Annotated in this window: 14 protein-coding genes; 11 read left to right on the top strand and 3 right to left on the bottom strand. The window is 70.9% G+C overall.

What is annotated here, in order from left to right:
• Nucleotides 1-141: 141 nt before the first annotated feature.
• The 7 genes from EAD96_RS24920 (at nucleotide 142) to EAD96_RS24890 (ending at nucleotide 8,496) form a co-directional block, all read left to right on the top strand.
• Entirely contained in the window at nucleotides 142-1,392 is a 1,251-nt protein-coding gene (locus EAD96_RS24920) for an ATP-binding protein (RefSeq protein WP_121685979.1), read from the top strand.
• A 1-nt stretch (nucleotide 1,393) separates the two neighbouring features.
• The gene (locus tag EAD96_RS24915) at nucleotides 1,394-2,071 is read left to right on the top strand and encodes a response regulator transcription factor (RefSeq protein WP_030501521.1); all 678 of its coding nucleotides are present in this window, start codon (nucleotides 1,394-1,396) and stop codon (nucleotides 2,069-2,071) included.
• 588 nt (nucleotides 2,072-2,659) lie between these two features.
• Nucleotides 2,660-4,303, top strand: a complete 1,644-nt coding sequence (locus EAD96_RS24910) for an ABC transporter substrate-binding protein (protein ID WP_121685978.1) — start codon at nucleotides 2,660-2,662, stop codon at nucleotides 4,301-4,303.
• Nucleotides 4,304-4,447: 144 nt separating this feature from the next.
• On the top strand, nucleotides 4,448-5,374 hold the full coding sequence (locus EAD96_RS24905; RefSeq protein WP_121685977.1) for an ABC transporter permease: 927 nt from the start codon (nucleotides 4,448-4,450) through the stop codon (nucleotides 5,372-5,374).
• A 75-nt stretch (nucleotides 5,375-5,449) separates the two neighbouring features.
• Nucleotides 5,450-6,433 (top strand): ABC transporter permease, encoded by a 984-nt coding sequence (locus EAD96_RS24900; RefSeq protein ID WP_121685976.1) that lies wholly within the window; start codon nucleotides 5,450-5,452, stop codon nucleotides 6,431-6,433.
• Between the two features lie 25 nt (nucleotides 6,434-6,458).
• On the top strand, nucleotides 6,459-7,487 hold the full coding sequence (locus EAD96_RS24895; protein ID WP_121685975.1) for an ABC transporter ATP-binding protein: 1,029 nt from the start codon (nucleotides 6,459-6,461) through the stop codon (nucleotides 7,485-7,487).
• Nucleotides 7,480-8,496: an ABC transporter ATP-binding protein gene (locus tag EAD96_RS24890; protein WP_120573165.1), complete on the top strand. Its 1,017-nt coding sequence runs from the start codon at nucleotides 7,480-7,482 to the stop codon at nucleotides 8,494-8,496. Before EAD96_RS24895 ends, EAD96_RS24890 begins: the two co-directional genes overlap by 8 nt.
• An 84-nt stretch (nucleotides 8,497-8,580) precedes the next feature.
• On the opposite strand, the gene EAD96_RS24885 is transcribed toward EAD96_RS24890, so the two are convergent.
• Complete coding sequence (locus EAD96_RS24885; RefSeq protein ID WP_121685974.1) at nucleotides 8,581-8,934, bottom strand: chorismate mutase; 354 nt, start codon at nucleotides 8,932-8,934, stop codon at nucleotides 8,581-8,583.
• 289 nt (nucleotides 8,935-9,223) lie between these two features.
• Here EAD96_RS24885 and pcrA point away from each other — a divergent pair, with 289 nt between their 5' ends.
• The 3 genes from pcrA (at nucleotide 9,224) to EAD96_RS24870 (ending at nucleotide 13,688) form a co-directional block, all read left to right on the top strand.
• A complete protein-coding gene (gene pcrA, locus EAD96_RS24880) occupies nucleotides 9,224-11,617 on the top strand; it encodes a DNA helicase PcrA (protein ID WP_120573168.1) in 2,394 nt (797 codons plus the stop codon).
• Between the two features lie 104 nt (nucleotides 11,618-11,721).
• Nucleotides 11,722-12,252 carry a SigE family RNA polymerase sigma factor gene (locus EAD96_RS24875; protein ID WP_233586163.1) on the top strand — a complete coding sequence of 177 codons (531 nt, stop codon included), beginning with the start codon at nucleotides 11,722-11,724 and terminating at the stop codon, nucleotides 12,250-12,252.
• The gene (locus EAD96_RS24870; RefSeq protein ID WP_121685973.1) at nucleotides 12,249-13,688 is read left to right on the top strand and encodes a hypothetical protein; all 1,440 of its coding nucleotides are present in this window, start codon (nucleotides 12,249-12,251) and stop codon (nucleotides 13,686-13,688) included. The genes EAD96_RS24875 and EAD96_RS24870 overlap by 4 nt, the downstream gene beginning before the upstream one ends.
• A 53-nt stretch (nucleotides 13,689-13,741) precedes the next feature.
• Here the strand turns inward: EAD96_RS24870 and EAD96_RS24865 are convergent, their stop codons facing one another.
• Both EAD96_RS24865 and EAD96_RS24860 read right to left on the bottom strand, forming a co-directional pair.
• Nucleotides 13,742-14,518, bottom strand: a complete 777-nt coding sequence (locus EAD96_RS24865; protein ID WP_121685972.1) for a M23 family metallopeptidase — start codon at nucleotides 14,516-14,518, stop codon at nucleotides 13,742-13,744.
• A 249-nt stretch (nucleotides 14,519-14,767) separates the two neighbouring features.
• Nucleotides 14,768-15,478 carry a M23 family metallopeptidase gene (locus tag EAD96_RS24860; RefSeq protein ID WP_120573172.1) on the bottom strand — a complete coding sequence of 237 codons (711 nt, stop codon included), beginning with the start codon at nucleotides 15,476-15,478 and terminating at the stop codon, nucleotides 14,768-14,770.
• A gap of 402 nt (nucleotides 15,479-15,880) precedes the next feature.
• On the opposite strand from EAD96_RS24860, the gene EAD96_RS24855 reads away from it, so the two are divergent.
• The gene (locus EAD96_RS24855; protein ID WP_120573173.1) at nucleotides 15,881-16,285 is read left to right on the top strand and encodes a cobalamin B12-binding domain-containing protein; all 405 of its coding nucleotides are present in this window, start codon (nucleotides 15,881-15,883) and stop codon (nucleotides 16,283-16,285) included.
• Nucleotides 16,286-16,313: the final 28 nt, after the last annotated feature.

Here is a 16,313-nt window from a genome sequence, read left to right as displayed (position 1 = left end):
CTCCGGACCCGACCCTGACCCCACCCTGAGATCCGCCGCCGGTGAAACTCCGGGGCGTCCCCGTGGTCCCGGGCGTCGCGGCCGTGTGACGATCTGAGCGTCGGCGCCGCCGGCGCGTCCGCCTCGACCTGGGAGCCTCCGATCAGCAGCACCCCCGCCCCGCACGCCCCGCGCCTCTACCGGGCCACCGACCACCGGCTGGCCGCCGGGGTGGCCGCGGGCATCGCCGAGCACCTGGGCATCCCGGTGCTGCGGGTACGCGTGGCGTTCATGGTGCTGCTCGGGCTGTGCGGGCTCGGGCTGCTGCTCTACGCCGCCTTCTGGGCGGTGGTCCCGCCCCGGCCCGGCGACACCGCCGTCCCGCCCCGCCGCGACCTGGCCCAGCTGCTGCCGTTCGTGGTGATCGGGCTCGGCGTGCTGCTGCTCCAGGTGGTCGCGTTCAACTCGGTGGGCGCGGCCGGCACGGCCGGCTGGCTGGTGGCGATCATCGCGGTCGGCGCGGGCGTCATCTGGCACCAGTCCGCCCCGGAGCGCCGCCGGCAGTGGGGTGACTCGGCGGTGCCCTGGTTCGGCGCGGTGGTGGAGGAGAGCGACAGGCGCGCGTTCGTGCTGCGCTTCATCGGCGGCGGCGTGCTCGTCGCGGTCGGCATCATCGGCGTGGCGGCTGTCTACTCGCCGGCGCAGAACTTCGACGCGGTGCTCAACGGCGTGATCTTCGCGCTGGTCGGGCTGGCCGGCGTGGGCGTGGTCACCGGTCCGGTGCTCTGGCGCACCTGGAACCAGCTCCGCTCCGAGCGGGAGGGCCGCATCCGGGAGCAGGAGCGCGCCGAACTGGCCGCGATGGTGCACGACCAGGTGCTGCACACGCTGGCTCTGATCCAGCGCAACGCCAGTGACGTCAAGGCGGTGCAGCGGCTGGCCCGCGGTCAGGAGCGCTCGCTGCGCAACTGGCTCTACAAGCCGACCGCCTCGCCCACCGAGCGCTTCGCGGCCGCCCTGGAGCAGGCCGCCGCCGAGGTGGAGGACACGTTCGCGATCACCGTCGAGGTGGTGGTGGTCGGCGACCGGGAGACCGACGAGCGGGTGGGCGCGATCGTGGCTGCCGCCCGGGAGGCCCTGGTCAACGCGGCCCGGCACGCCGGTGTGCAGACCGTGTCGCTGTACGCCGAGGTGGAGCCGGAGCAGGTGAGCGTGTTCGTCCGGGACCGGGGCAAGGGCTTCGACCCGGATACGGTGGAGAATCACCGGCACGGCGTCCGGGGCTCGATCATCGGACGGATGAAGCGGCACGGCGGCCGGGCGGAGATCCGGTCCGAGCCGGGGGAAGGGACCGAGGTCCGGCTGATCCTGCCGATCAGCGGCTCCGGCTCCACGGCGGAAAGGGACAAGTGACATGTCCGAGCAGGAACCGGTCGAGGGTACGGCGCCGCGCGGGCCGCTGCGGGTGTTCCTCGTCGACGACCACGCGATGTTCCGGGCCGGCGTCCGTGCCGAACTGGGTGCGCGGGTGGAGGTCGTCGGCGAGGCCAGCTCGGTGGCCGAGGCGGTGACCCGGATCGCGGCCACCGCGCCGGACGTGGTGCTGCTCGACGTGCACATGCCCGACGGCGGCGGTCGTGCCGTGCTGGAGGCGATGCGGCGTACCCACCCGCAGGTGCGGTTCCTGGCACTGAGCGTCTCCGACGCCGCCGAGGACGTGATCGGCCTGATCCGCGCCGGCGCGCGGGGGTACGTCACGAAGACGATCTCGCCGGAGGAGCTGACCGACGCGATCCGGCGGGTGGCCGACGGCGACGCGGTGTTCAGCCCGCGACTGGCCGGGTTCGTGCTCGACGCGTTCGCCTCCCGGCCGGACGCGCCGGTGGCCGATCCGGAGCTGGACCAGCTCACCAACCGCGAGCGCGAGGTGCTGCGGCTGCTCGCCCGGGGGTACGCGTACAAGGAGATCGCCAAGGAGCTGTACATCTCGATCAAGACGGTCGAGACGCACGTCTCCAACGTGTTGCGCAAGCTCCAGATGTCGAACCGGTACGAGCTGTCCCGCTGGGCCGCCGACCGCCGGCTGGTCTAGGACTCCACGCCGATCCCAGGGGGCGGGGCCTCGGCGGCCTCGTACCCCAGGGGTCCCGCTGGTGCCCGCTCAGTCGGCATGGCATCATCCGGACGGACAAAAAACGCCGCAGTCGCGCGCCCGTGAGAGACGCCGAGGTCGGCGCGGTGAACGTCACAGCCCTGCGCGTCGCAGGGACGTCTGTCGACCCCTCTGTGCCCGTCTTGCCTGTTCAGGGCCCTATCGTCCGTGCGCTTTGTGATCTTTTCTCAAGTATCGGCAACGTGGCGACCAACTAACGGCTTGATAACGGCACCTTCACGGAAAGGGCCGGTTGGTGTCACAGTGGCAGCACCTCACCCCCCGGTGTGAGGCATCTCGTCGGGCCTGCCGACCACGTGACGCCGTCTTTCGCGCCGCCGCGTGGTCGCCGACCCTGCGCGGTGTCTCGTCCAGGGTGTGGCGCCCGGCGGATCGGTACCCCTGGGGTGTCCCGAATTCCTCTGCGGTAAACCGGCGTCCTGCGGTTCGGGTCGCCGGTGGTGTCACCCCCAAAGACGTGCGTGAAACTCACGACGGAACCAGGTTAGAAAGAGGAGGCCCCTCGGAATGAGAGTCTCGAAGCGGGCGAGCGGCGCGCTCGCGGTGGGCGCGGCATTCGCGCTCGTCGCGTCCGGCTGCTCCAGCGGGAACAACGACGGTGGCGACGCCGGCGCCAGCAAGGACGGCGCGATCGTCATCGACGGCACCCAGCCGGAGAACCCCCTGGTTCCGGCGAACACCACCGAGACCGGTGGCGGCGCGATCATCGACTGGCTGTGGAGCGGTCTGGTCGAGTACCCCAACAACGGTGGGGCGCCGCAGAACCTGCTCGCCGAGTCGATCGAGACGAGCGACTCGAAGGTCTTCAAGATCAAGATCAAGCAGAACACCAAGTTCCACGACGGCACCACCGTCAAGGCCGAGAGCTTCGTCAAGGCCTGGAACTGGGCGGCGTACGGCCCGAACGGCGCGCAGAACGCCTCCTTCTTCGCCGACATCCAGGGCTTCGACGAGGTCTACACCGAGGACCCGGACGGCCCGGACGGCCCGCAGAAGGCCCCGGAGCCGAAGGCCAAGGAGATGTCCGGCCTCAAGGTCGTCGACGACTGGAACTTCGAGGTCACGCTCTCCGCGCCGACCGCCGTGTTCCCGACCAAGCTCGGCTACAGCGCCTTCGTGCCGCTGCCGGACGCGTTCTTCTCGTCCACCCCGGCGGACTTCGGCAAGAAGCCGATCGGTAACGGCCCGGTGAGCCTCGTCTCCTGGCAGGACGACGTCGAGATCAAGCTGACCCGCTTCGACGACTACAGCCTGCGCGACAAGATGAAGATCAAGGACGTCACCGTCAAGATCTACCAGGACGACACGGCGGCGTACAACGACCTGCTCGCCGGCAACCTGGACTTCCAGCAGCAGGTTCCGGTCTCCGCGCTGGCCGGTGACAAGTGGAAGACCGACCTGGCCGACCGGGCCATGGCCTCGACCACCCCGTCGACCGGCATCATCGCCTTCCCGATCTACGACAAGCGCTTCCAGAACCCGAAGCTGCGCAAGGCGATCTCGCTGTCCATCGACCGGCAGTCGATCACCGACAAGATCTTCTTCGGTACCCGTAAGCCGGCCGACAGCTGGGCCAACCCGCTGACCCCGGGCGCCGAGCCGGGCAACTGCACCTCCTGCAAGTTCGACGTGGCCCAGGCCAAGCAGCTCCTCCAGGAGGCCGGTGGCTTCCAGGGCAAGCTGACCCTGTCGTACAACGCGGACGCCAGCCACAAGGAGTGGATGGAGGCCGTCGCCCAGCAGATCAAGACCAACCTGGGCATCGACGCGGTTGCCGTCGGCGTGCCGACCTTCGCGGTCTTCCGCGCCAACATCAACGCCTACAAGATGACCGGCGCGTACCGGGCCGGCTGGCAGCAGGACTACCCGGACGTGGAGAACTGGATCAACCCGCTCTACGTCACCGGCGGTTCCTCGAACGACGGCAAGTACAGCAACCCGCAGGTGGACGCCCTCGCCAAGGAGGCCACCGCGGCCCCCAGCATCGAGGAGGCCCACAAGAAGTTCGCTGAGGCCGTCAAGCTCATCGACCAGGACGTCCCGTCGATGCCGATCTACTTCGGTGGCCAGCAGTCCGGCCACTCGGAGAAGATCAAGAAGCTGGAGCTGACCAACGTCGGCGAGCTCGACATCACCTCGGTCGAGCTCTGATCCGAACGGTCTGACCCCGGGTCGGGCTCGCCTACCGGTGAGCCCGACCCGGGGCCGTTCCGCGAGGGGGTGTACAACGAACCCCTCGCACGTTGTCGCCGCCGCGCCGGCTCACCCGGCGCTCCCTGTCTGGAGGACCACCCCATGGGCCGTTATCTCTTGAGACGGCTGCTGCAACTCGTGCCGGTGTTCATCGGCACGACGTTCCTGATCTACTGGCTCGTCTGGTCCGTGCCCGGTGACCCCTTCGCCGGCAAGTGCGGCGACCGCGGTTGCCCCCCGAACTACCGGGCCATGATGACCGAGAAGTACAACCTCGACGAGTCGATCTGGGTGCAGTACGCCAGCTACATGAAGAACCTTCTGCAGGGTGACTTCGGTATCACGTTCGGCGGTCGCGAGATCAGCGACATCATCGCCACGTCGTACCCGAACACCCTGAAGCTGGCGGTGGTCGCCCTCGCCATCGAGGCCGTGATCGGTCTCGGCGCGGGCATCCTGACCGGTCTGCGGCGCAACGGCTTCCTGGACAACCTGGTCCTGGTCTCCACCCTCTTCCTGATCGCCCTGCCGGTCTTCGTCATCGGCTTCGTGCTGCAGTGGCTGCTCGGTGTGAAGTGGGGCATCATCAACCCGACCGTGTCCAACGAGATGCGGTTCAGTGAACTGATCGTGCCGGGCTTCGTGCTCGGCAGCGCATCGATGGCGTACATCGCCCGGGTCGCGCGTACGAGCATCGCCGAGAACCGGCGTGCCGACTACGTCCGCACCGCGATCGCCAAGGGCCTCCCGATGCGCCGCGTGGTCGGCGTGCACCTGCTGCGCAACTCGCTCATCCCGGTGGTCACGCTGCTCGGCACCGACCTCGGCGCCCTGATGGGTGGCGCGATCGTGACCGAGGGCATCTTCGGCATCAACGGCATCGGCCGGCAGGTGCTCCGCTCGATTGTCACGAAGGAGAGCGCTACCGTTGTCGGCATCGTCGTGGTGCTGGTGCTCGTCTATCTCGTGATGAACCTGGTGGTCGACCTGCTCTACGCCGCCCTCGACCCGAGGATCCGTTATGAGTGACCGCCGCAGCGAACGAATCGTCCCAGCAGTCTGCGCGGGCAACCACGCCCGCGCCGAGCGCAGCGAGGTGCGGGCATGAGTGACCCGAGTACCGCGTCGATCGTGTCGACGCCGCCCGCGACCATGCCCACCGAGGCCGGTTCGGGTGCTCCCACAAACGCCGGCCTGCCGGAGAGCGCGAAGCAGCAGAAGCCGCGTGGTCTGCTCGGCGACGCCTGGATCGACCTTCGTCGCAAGCCCCTGTTCTGGATCTCGGCGACGATCATCGTGGTGTTCCTCGTGATGGCGGCCTTCCCCTGGCTGTTCACCTCCGGCGACGCGGTCAACGGCACGCTGGAGCGCAGCCGGGTCGAGCCGTCGTCGGCCGCCTGGTTCGGCTACGACGTGCAGGGCCGCGACGTCTACGCCCGGGTCATCTACGGCGCCCGCGCCTCGATCGTCGTCGCTGTGGTCTCCACCGTCCTGACGCTGCTCGTCGGCGGCACGATGGGCATCATCGCCGGCTACCGCGGCGGCTGGGTGGACGCGCTGCTGTCCCGCATCGCGGACATCTTCTTCGGCCTGCCGTTCGTGCTCGGCGCGATCGTCATCCTGACCACGTTCAACGGATCCGGCACCGACAACGGCGAGTGGACGATCATGGGGCTGGTCATCCTGTCCCTGAGCGTGCTGAGCTGGCCGGTCGTGATGCGGCTGATGCGCTCCTCGGTGCTCGCCACCAAGGAGGCCGACTACATCGTGGCGGCCCGCGCGCTCGGCGCCGGCACCGGCCGGATCATTCTCAAGCACCTGCTGCCGAACTGCCTGGCCCCGCTGCTGGTCTACGGCACGATCATGGTCGGCTCGTTCATCGGTGCGGAGGCCACGCTCTCGTTCCTGGGCATCGGCCTGAAGAGCCCGGTCGTCTCCTGGGGCATCATGATCAGCGAGGCGCAGAACTACATCCGGGTCTCGCCGTTCCTGCTGTTCTTCCCCGCCGCGTTCCTCGTCGCCGCTGTGCTGAGCTTCGTCATGCTCGGCGAGGCGGTCCGCGAGGCCCTCGACCCGAAGCTCCGATAGGGGAACTGAGTTGTCCGACATTCTCGTGTCCGAGCAGTCCGCCCCGGGCACCGACGGATCCGGCCGCCCCTCGGGCCGCCTGCTCGAGGTCGACGACCTTCGGGTGGAGTTCCGCACCCGGGACGGCGTCGCCAAGGTCATCAACGGAGTCACGTACCACGTCGACGCGGGGGAGACCCTCGCCGTGCTCGGCGAGTCCGGCTCCGGCAAGAGCGTCACCGCGCAGACCATCATGGGCATCCTGGACACCCCGCCCGGCTTCGTCACCGGCGGCCAGGTCCGCTTCCACGGCAAGGACATGCTCACCATGTCCCCCGAGCAGCGGCGGCGGATCCGGGGCGAGGGCATCGCCATGATCTTCCAGGACTCGCTCTCGGCCCTCAACCCGGTTTTCACAGTCGGCTTCCAGATCGCCGAGCAGTTCCGCGTCCGGCGCGGCATGAGCCGCTCGGACGCGAAGAAGCGTGCGATCGAGATGCTCGACCAGGTGAAGATCCCCAACGCCAAGGGCCGGTTCAGCAACTACCCGCACCAGTTCTCCGGCGGTATGCGGCAGCGCGCCATGATCGCCATGTCGCTGGCGCTGGACCCCGAGGTGCTGATCGCCGACGAGCCGACCACCGCGCTGGACGTGACCGTGCAGGCCCAGATCATGGACCTGCTCGGCGAGCTGCAGCGGGAACGGCAGATGGGCATGATCCTGATCACCCACGACCTCGGCGTGGTCGCCGACGTCGCGGACCGGATCGCGGTCATGTACGCGGGCCGGATCGTCGAGGAAGCCGACGTCTACGACCTGTACCGCAAGCCGGCACACCCGTACACGCTCGGCCTGCTCAACTCGATCCCGCGGATGGACGAGAAGGGCCAGGAGCTCCGTACCATCAAGGGCCTCCCGCCGAACCTGATGAACATCCCGACGGGCTGCGCGTTCAACCCGCGCTGCCCGATGGCGCAGCCGGTGTGCCGGGAGAAGGTCCCGCCGCTGCTGCAACTGGGCAACGGCCGGGCCAGCGCCTGCCACTTCGCCGAGGAGCTGGTGAACCGTGACTGAGAACATCATCGAGGTTCGTGACCTGGTCAAGCACTACCCCGTGACCCGGGGCGTGGTGTTCAAGAAGACCATCGGTCACGTCAAGGCGGTCGACGGCGTCTCCTTCGACCTCAAGGCCGGCGAGACGCTCGGTGTGGTCGGCGAGTCCGGCTGCGGCAAGTCGACGCTGGCCCGGGTGCTGATGAACCTGGAGAAGCCGACCGGCGGCCAGGTGCTCTACAAGGGCCAGGACATCTCCAAGCTCTCCGGTGGCGCGCTGCGGCGGCTGCGCCGGCAGATCCAGCTGGTGATGCAGGACCCGTACACCTCGCTGAACCCCCGGATGACGGTGGGTGACCTGATCGGCGAGCCGTTCGAGATCCACCCCGAGGTGGCCCCGCGCGGCAGCCGGCGCAGCAAGGTCAAGGAGCTGCTGGACCTGGTCGGCCTCAACCCGGAGCACATCAACCGGTACCCGCACCAGTTCTCCGGCGGTCAGCGGCAGCGCATCGGCATCGCCCGGGCGCTGGCGCTGCGGCCCGAGGTGATCGTCTGCGACGAGCCGGTGTCGGCCCTGGACGTCTCGATCCAGGCCCAGGTGATGAACCTGCTGGAGAAGCTCCAGGCCGAGTTCGGGCTGTCGTACGTCTTCATCGCCCACGACCTGTCGGTGGTGCGGCACCTCTCCGACCGGGTCGCCGTGATGTACCTGGGCAAGATGGTGGAGGTCGGCACCGAGGACGAGATCTACGAGCGGCCGACCCACCCGTACACCCAGGCGCTGCTGTCGGCGGTGCCGGTGCCGGACCCGACCGTGCGCGAGAGCAAGGCGATCATCCGGCTCCAGGGCGACGTCCCCTCGCCGGTCAGCCCGCCCTCGGGCTGCCGGTTCCGCACCCGGTGCTGGAAGGCGCAGGACGTCTGCGCCCAGGAGGTGCCGCTGCTCCAGATCCGGCCGGGCTCGGACCACCCGAGCGCCTGCCACTTCGCGGAGAAGCGGGAGATCGTCGTCACCCACGAGGTGGCCTGATCCAACCGGACCGCCTGCCGGTGTCGTTACGACACCGGCAGGCGGTTCGTCGTCTCCGTGGGCGTCACCGCGTCCGCGCGGACGTCACAGCGGGCCACGGCCGGCGCGCAGCAGCAGGAGCGCGAGCTGGGTGCCGTCCGCGCCGAGCTCGGACCGGAACCGCTCCAGGATCTCCCGCTCGCGGGAGAGCACCAGCCGGGTTCCGCCGGACGCCATCCGGGTCGCGCCGACCTCCTGGGAGAGCGCGGCCCGCTCCTGCCAGAGCGCGATGAGGGTGCTGTCGATCTCGTCGATCCGCCGCCGGATCTCGCCGATCCGCTCCGCCGCCGCCGCGTCGTCGGTGCCGGTCCGGGCCGACGCGGCCCCGGTCGGGTCGCCGCCGGCCGGCCGGTCGTGCCGCGCCAGGCTGCCGCTGGACTCCACCACGTCAGTCATCATCGTCGTCCCTCTCGGGGCTCGGGCCCGGTACCCGGATCCCGGAACGAAAACGCCCCGGGCTCTGGGGAGCCCGGGGCGTTTCGTAGGTCTGTGATCAGGCGCGACCCACGGCTGCCGGACTCCCGGTGCCGTAGTAAAAGTAGAAGCGCTGATCGAACACGTCGTCGAGTATGCCGACCACCTGGGCGGGCGCGCAAGGAGACGCACCAACAGGTGAGACGTGACGGCGTGCGCCGGGCGGCGGCGCGGGCGGGGAAGTGTCCGCCCGGCGGCATAGACTCGGGCTGCGATGCATCCTCTCTTCGACATTCCCGCGTCCCCGCCCGCGCCGGAGTCCCGGCCCACCCCGGCCCGCCGCCCTGCGGGCGCCGGGTCGGACCCGCAGGCCCTCCTCGACGGCCTGAACGGCCCCCAACGGGACGCGGTGACCCACGCCGGCTCCCCGCTGCTGATCGTGGCCGGCGCCGGGTCCGGCAAGACCCGGGTGCTGACCAACCGGATCGCCTACCTGCTCGCTGCCCGCGACGTGCACCCCGGCGAGATCATCGCGATCACGTTCACCAACAAGGCCGCCGGTGAGATGAAGGAGCGGGTGGCCGCGCTGGTCGGCCCGCGCGCCCGGCTCATGTGGGTCTCGACGTTCCACTCCGCCTGCGTACGCATCCTGCGGGCCGAGCACGAGCACGCCGGCCTGAAGTCGACGTTCTCGATCTACGACGCGGACGACTCGCGCCGGTTGATGCAGATGGTCGCCCGCGAGCTGGACCTGGACCCGAAGCGCTACCCGGCCCGGGGCCTGGCCGCCCAGGTGTCGAACCTGAAGAACGAGCTGGTCGACCCGGAGGAGTTCGCCGGCCGGGCCAAGGGGCCGAACGAGCGGGCGCTGGCCGAGGCGTACACGCTCTACCAGCGGCGGCTGCGCGAGGCGCACGCGCTGGACTTCGACGACCTGATCATGACGACGGTGCACCTGCTCCAGTCGCACCCGCACGTGGCGGAGAGCTACCGGCGCCGGTTCCGGCACGTGCTGGTGGACGAATACCAGGACACCAACCACGCCCAGTACGTGCTGATCAAGGAGCTGGTCTCCGGGACCGAGGGGATCCCGCCGGCCGAGCTGTGCGTGGTCGGTGACGCCGACCAGTCGATCTACGCGTTCCGCGGCGCCACCATCCGCAACATCCTGGAGTTCGAGCGGGACTTCACCGACGCCCGCACGATCCTGCTGGAGCAGAACTACCGCTCGACCCAGACCATCCTCAACGCGGCCAACGCGGTGATCGACCGGAACACCTCCCGGAAGCCGAAGCGGCTGTGGAGCGACGCCGGGTCCGGCGAGCAGATCGTCGGGTACGTCGCCGACACCGAGCACGCCGAGGCCGACTGGGTGGCCCGGGAGATCGACCGGCTGGTCGACGACGGCGAGACCCGCCCGGGTGACGTGGCGGTGTTCTACCGCACCAACGCCATGTCCCGGGTGTTCGAGGAGGTGTTCATCCGGGTCGGCCTGCCCTACAAGGTGGTCGGCGGGGTGCGCTTCTACGAGCGCAAGGAGGTTCGCGACGCGCTCGCGTACCTGCGCGCGGTGGTGAACGACGACGACACGGTCAGCCTGCGCCGGGTGCTCAACACCCCGCGCCGGGGCATCGGCGAGCGCGCCGAGGCGTGCGTGGAGGCGCTGGCCGCGCGGGACCGCATCTCCTTCGGCGCCGCGCTGCGCCGGGCCAAGGACGCGCCGGGCATCTCCACCCGGGCGGCGAACGGCATCGCCGAGTTCGTCGCCCTGCTCGACGCGGCGCGGGAGCTGGCCGACACCGGCACGCCGGAGGAGGTGCTGGAGGCGGTGCTGACCCGCTCGGGCTACCTGGCCGAGCTGGAGGAGAGCCTCGACCCGCAGGACGCCGGCCGGGTGGACAACCTCCAGGAACTGGTGAGCGTCGCCCGGGAGTACACCGAGCGGATCGAGGCACTCGGCGCCGACGACGAGCGGGCCACGCTGGCCGGTTTCCTGGAGCAGGTGGCGCTCGTCGCCGACGCCGACCAGATCCCCTCCGACGACCCGGACCACCAGGGTGTCGTCACGCTGATGACGCTGCACACCGCCAAGGGCCTGGAGTTCCCGGTGGTCTTCCTGACCGGCCTGGAGGACGGCGTCTTCCCGCACCTGCGCTCGCTCGGCGACACCCGCGAGCTGGAGGAGGAGCGGCGGCTGGCGTACGTGGGCATCACCCGGGCCCGCCAGCGCCTCTACCTGTCCCGCGCGGTGACCCGGTCGGCCTGGGGCGCGCCCGCCTACAACCCGCCGTCGCGGTTCCTGGAGGAGCTGCCGCCGGAGCTGGTCCGCTGGGAGCGCACCGAGGGGTCGTACACCTCGTGGGGTGGCGGGGGCGGCGGCGTCGGCGGCCGCGCGGACCGGCTGGGCCGTGGCGGCTTCGCCGGCGGCACGCCCAAGGCGACCGAGCTGGCGAAGCGGCTGGGCGTGGACGCCAGCCGCCTGGCCACCGCGAGCGAGCTGAAGCAGGCCCCGAAGGTCTCGGTGGGCGACCGGGTCAACCACCAGCGGTACGGCCTCGGCCGGGTGCTGGCGGTGGAGGGCGCCGGGCCGGGCGCCCGGGCCCAGATCGACTTCGGCGACCAGACCATGTGGCTGGTGCTGCGGCACGCCCCGATCGACAAGCTCTGAGCGTCGGGCGGTCCGGACCGCCCGCACTCAACCCCGGACGTCACCGATCGCGTCTCACCCTGCATCCGCTCGTGGACGCGAGACGGATGCGACCTGGAGGTGGCGTGAGTCGCGACGAGGACGACGAACAGTTCCGGCTGTTCGTCCAAGCACAGTGGGGACGGCTGGTCCGCACCGCCTACCTGCTGACCGGCGACCGGGGGACAGCCGAGGACCTGGTCCAGTCGGCGCTGGAGAAGACCCATCGGCGCTGGGGGAGGGTGCTGCGCAGAGACGCGCCCGAGGTCTACGTGCGCCGGGCGATGGTCAACACGGCCATCTCGTGGCGGCGTCGGCGGCGGCCGCTGGAGGTGCCGCTGCTGACCTCCGACAGCGCGCCGGTGCCTGATGCGTACGCGCAGGTGGAGCAGCGGCGACTGCTGCTCGCCGCGCTGCGCCGGCTACCGCCCAGAACCCAGGCCGTTCTGGTGCTGCGCTACTTCGAGGACCTCAGCGAGGCGGACACCGCCCGGGTTCTCGGCTGCTCCGTCGGCTCGGTGAAGAGCCAGGCGTCGCGCGGGCTGGCCCGGCTGCGGGTCGAGTTCGCCCCGCCCGCCCCTGCGTCCCCGGTACGGCTCCAGGAGGATCCGGCATGACCGAGAACTTCGTCCGTTCGACGCTCGGTCCCGCGCTGTGCCAGGCCGCGCACGGTGTCGGCGTACCCGAGGACCCGTGGCCGGGGTTCGCCCGGCGCGAGCGACGGCACCGGCGCAACCGGCTGATCCGGGCGGCTGTGGCAGCGGTCGTGGCCGCGCTCGTCGGGGTCCAGGCCAACGTGGTGCCCCTCCCGGGCTGGGCGCCCGGCATCGCGGTCGCCGCTGCCCCGGCGGCGCTGCTCGACGCGCCGCCCCGGGGCGCGCTCGCCGGCGACCGGGCCTGGCTGGACACGCTACGGGAGCGGATCAGCGCCGATCCGGCGATGGGCCGCCCCACCGCACCGGGCGGCTCGAAGACGGACGGCTTCTGGAAGGTCGGGGATCGCGACCGGATCCGTCTGCTCTACGGCAGTGACCGGCCGGGCCGCCGGGTCGCACTGGTGGCGGTGCCGCTGCGGTTCGGCCTGCTCACCAAGGAGACGCTGGTCTGGTACGTGGGCCCGGCCGGTGCCGACGCCGGGCAGATGCGCTACGCCGGTCACAGCGAGGCCGCCGACGACCCGGTCATGACGCTGATGCAAGCCGGTCCGGACGGAGGCGCATTCGCGGTCGTCGTCGGGCCCCCGGGCTCCACCGTGACGATCAGTGGCGACCCCCGGTACACGCCGAGGGGAACGCTGGAGTACGAGGACATCGCGCGGGCGGACGGCAGCGGGGTCGGCTTCGCCGTCCTGCCTCCCGGGCCGCTGCGGCACGAACCCGTCGTCCGGGTCGGCGACGACAACCATGTGCTCTTCCAGGGCGGCCTGGGCGGCGGCCCGTACGCCGGGATCGACCCGACCGCGCGGGAGATGGACGTCCTGCTCACCGCCGCCCGGCGGGGCGCCCGAGGCACGCCGATGGCCGACGCCGACCTGCGCGACGTCGCCGGATGGGCGCTCCTCGACAGCCGCCTCCCGGTGGCCGGGACGACGGTACGGGTGCTGTGGTCGGGCACCGAGGGCGGCCGGCCCGCCGCGCTGCTCACCGTGCAGCCCGCAGGCGGCGGGGTGATCGCGTACGCGATGCACGGCGACCACCGCACCGGCTGGGGGGTCGACCTGCGGCTGCTGCTGCCGGCCGAGGGCGCCGACCGGCGGCCGGTCGGCTGGCGGATCCGGGCCGACGGCGGCACCCGTCCGCCCACCGGCCAGGTGCGGGTGATCGCCCCGCCGGACGCGGCCCGGGTCACGGTCACGGTCGGCGGCGCGCCTCCGGTCGCCGTAGCGCTCGACGCGTCGAAGGTGGGCACCACCCGGGTACCGCCGGACCAGCCGGCCACCCTCACCGCGTACGCCACCGACGGCACCGTCCTCGGCGCCACTCCGGTGCCGCCGGTCGAGACGGACATGTCGGGCCTGCCCGGCGACAGCCCGGCCACCCGGGTGACCCCCTGACGCAGGCGTGGCCGAGCCGGAGACGGCTCGGCCACGCCGATGGATCACCCGCGTCAGCAGGCGACGCTGATGCCCCGGGCACGTAGGAACGGCGCCGGGTCGATCTGGTTCCACATCGCGCCCTGGTGCACCTCGAAGTGCAGGTGCGGGCCGGTGGAGTCGCCGGTGGAGCCCTCGTAGCCGATGACCTGACCGGCCTTGACCGTGTCGCCGACGCCGACGGCGAGCCGGCTCTGGTGGGCGTAGTGGGTCAGGTAGCCGTTGTGGTGGTCGATGAAGACCGAGATGCCGTAGCCGTCGCCCACGTCGCCGGCCTTGACCACGGTGCCGGCGGCGGCGGCGTGGATCGGCGTGCCGGAGGGCATGGCGAAGTCGATACCGGCGTGCTGGGTGCCCCAGCGGGGCCCGTAGCAGGACGTGATGTCGGCGCCCTTCATCGGGATGACCCAGGTCGGCTTCTTCGCCGCTGTCTTCTTCTTCGTCGGCTTCGGCTTGGGCTTCGCGGTCGCCGCCTTCTTCGGCGCCGGGCTGGTCGCGCCGGCGCTCGGGCTCGGCGACGGGCTGGCCGGTACGGCGGACGGGGTGACCGGCTGGCGGTCCGAACGATCGGCGCGGGCGGCGTCGTCGGCGCGGGCCGCTGCGCCGAGGTCGACGGCGGCGGGCGTCGGGTCGGACGGGGCGGTGGTGGCGACCACGCCACCGATGCCGAGGCCGAGCAGGGCCATCGCGCCGGTGACCACGTAAACGGTGCGCCGGGCGCGGCGCGGGCGCCGGTGCCGGGCTGGAGCGTTGTCCGGGGTGGGGCTGCTGTGCTGCACGGGATCCTTCATCGGTTTCGAGGGGCACGTGACCTCGAAATACTGGTGTCGGTGCAGGTCGCAGCGGGTATCGGGGTGTGGAGGCGGTGGTCCGCGCTGCCGCCGCGCGTCCGGTTTCGAACCGGCCGGCCGGTTCGGTCGAAGAGACGATCATCGGTCGATGTGCTCCCGCTCACACCCGTCGGTGTGACCTGGCAGACATCGGCACAGACGAAACCGCCCGGACCATGCGATCCGGGCGGTGAAGGGGCGTACGGAGCGTCAGGACGCGGCTACGTCGCTGTAAACTTCCTCGACTTCGAGCTGAATGTCCACTCCGCGGTCCTTGAGGAACGCCACCGGGTCCTGCGGCTGGCCCTTGACATGGATCTCCAGGTGCAGGTGGGAGCCGTAGGAGTGGCCGGTGTTGCCGACCAGGCCGAGCTGGTCGCCGGCCTTCACCTCCTGGCCCTCCTTGACCGTCACGGCGGAGGAGTGGCCGTAGATGGCCTCGCTGCCGTCGGAGTGCTTCACGATGACGGCGTAGCCGTAGCCGCCGAACCAGCCGGCCTTGCTGACGGTGCCGGCGTGGACCGCCTTGTAGGGCGTGCCCTCCGGGGCGACCAGGTCGATGCCGGTGTGCAGCTTGCCCCAGCGCATGCCGTACGGGGACTTGAAGTCGTAGCCGTGCAGCGGCAGGAGCCACGGGTCCTGCTCGGCGGCTTTGCTGTCGGAGCGGTCGGAGCGGGAGGCGGTGTCCGCGCTCTTGCCGCGGTCGGCGGCGTCCTGGCTGGCGACCGAGGCCTGCCGGAGCTCGTCGAGGACCGACGGGCTGACGCTCTTGGCGTCGGGGAGGGCGTTCGCGCCGATGGCGACGATGCCGGCGCCGACGAACGCGGTGGTGACCACCGCGGCGTAGCGGCTCCGCGGGGGGGTGGGTACGCGGCGGCGGCCGCGATAGCGATCGGGCTCAGACGACAGGCGCTGGCGCACGCACACCCTCCGTTGTCGGGGATCCGATGCGACTCCGGACCGTTCGGTGAAGCTCGGTCGAACCTCCGGTGTCGCGTCGTCACCCGTCCGTGGACCTGATGACAACCGTGGACACGTTAGCCAACCGCCACTCCTGTCACAAGCCGAAGCGCCGAAGTGCTGATTCGTTATGTCCAATTCCATCCGACCTTGTCATATCTCGTGCCGCCGGTCGGATGGCCTGTCGACTGCCCGTTCGTCGCGGACAGTGACCGAACGGCGGAGGTGTCCGGCTTTCCGCGTACCCGGGAGGGCGGTAGGGGGACGGCTCGTATGTGGGAAGGTCCGGCCCGGCTTCCCGCCCCCCGCCCGGCCGGGTTACCGTTCGTTCAGGTCAGGAGTGCCGGTGAAAGGTGTGCGCAGATGAGCTCTCGTATCCGGGTCGTCGTCGCGAAGCCCGGCCTGGACGGCCACGACCGGGGCGCGAAGGTCGTCGCACGCGCCCTGCGGGACGCGGGCATGGAGGTCATCTACACCGGCCTGCACCAGACGCCCGAGCAGATCGTCGAGACCGCGATCCAGGAGGACGCGGACGCGGTCGGCCTCTCGGTGCTCTCCGGCGCGCACATGACGCTGTTCAAGCGCGTCGTCGAACTGCTCGCCGAGCGCGACGCCACCGACATCGTGGTGTTCGGCGGCGGCATCATCCCCGAGGCCGACATCCCGGAGCTGGAGCGGCTCGGCGTCGCGAAGATCTTCACCCCGGGCGCCACCACCGGGTCGATCGTCGAGTGGGTGCGGGAGAACGTCGCCCAGCCGGTCGGCTGACCCGCCGCGTCCCCGGCCCCTGCGTCCC

The organism is Micromonospora sp. BL1 (assembly GCF_003667485.1).
GTDB classification, from domain to species: domain Bacteria; phylum Actinomycetota; class Actinomycetes; order Mycobacteriales; family Micromonosporaceae; genus Micromonospora; species Micromonospora tulbaghiae.
The sequence above is the reverse complement of the archived record's forward strand: the minus strand, read 5'-3'. Positions and strand labels throughout refer to the sequence as shown.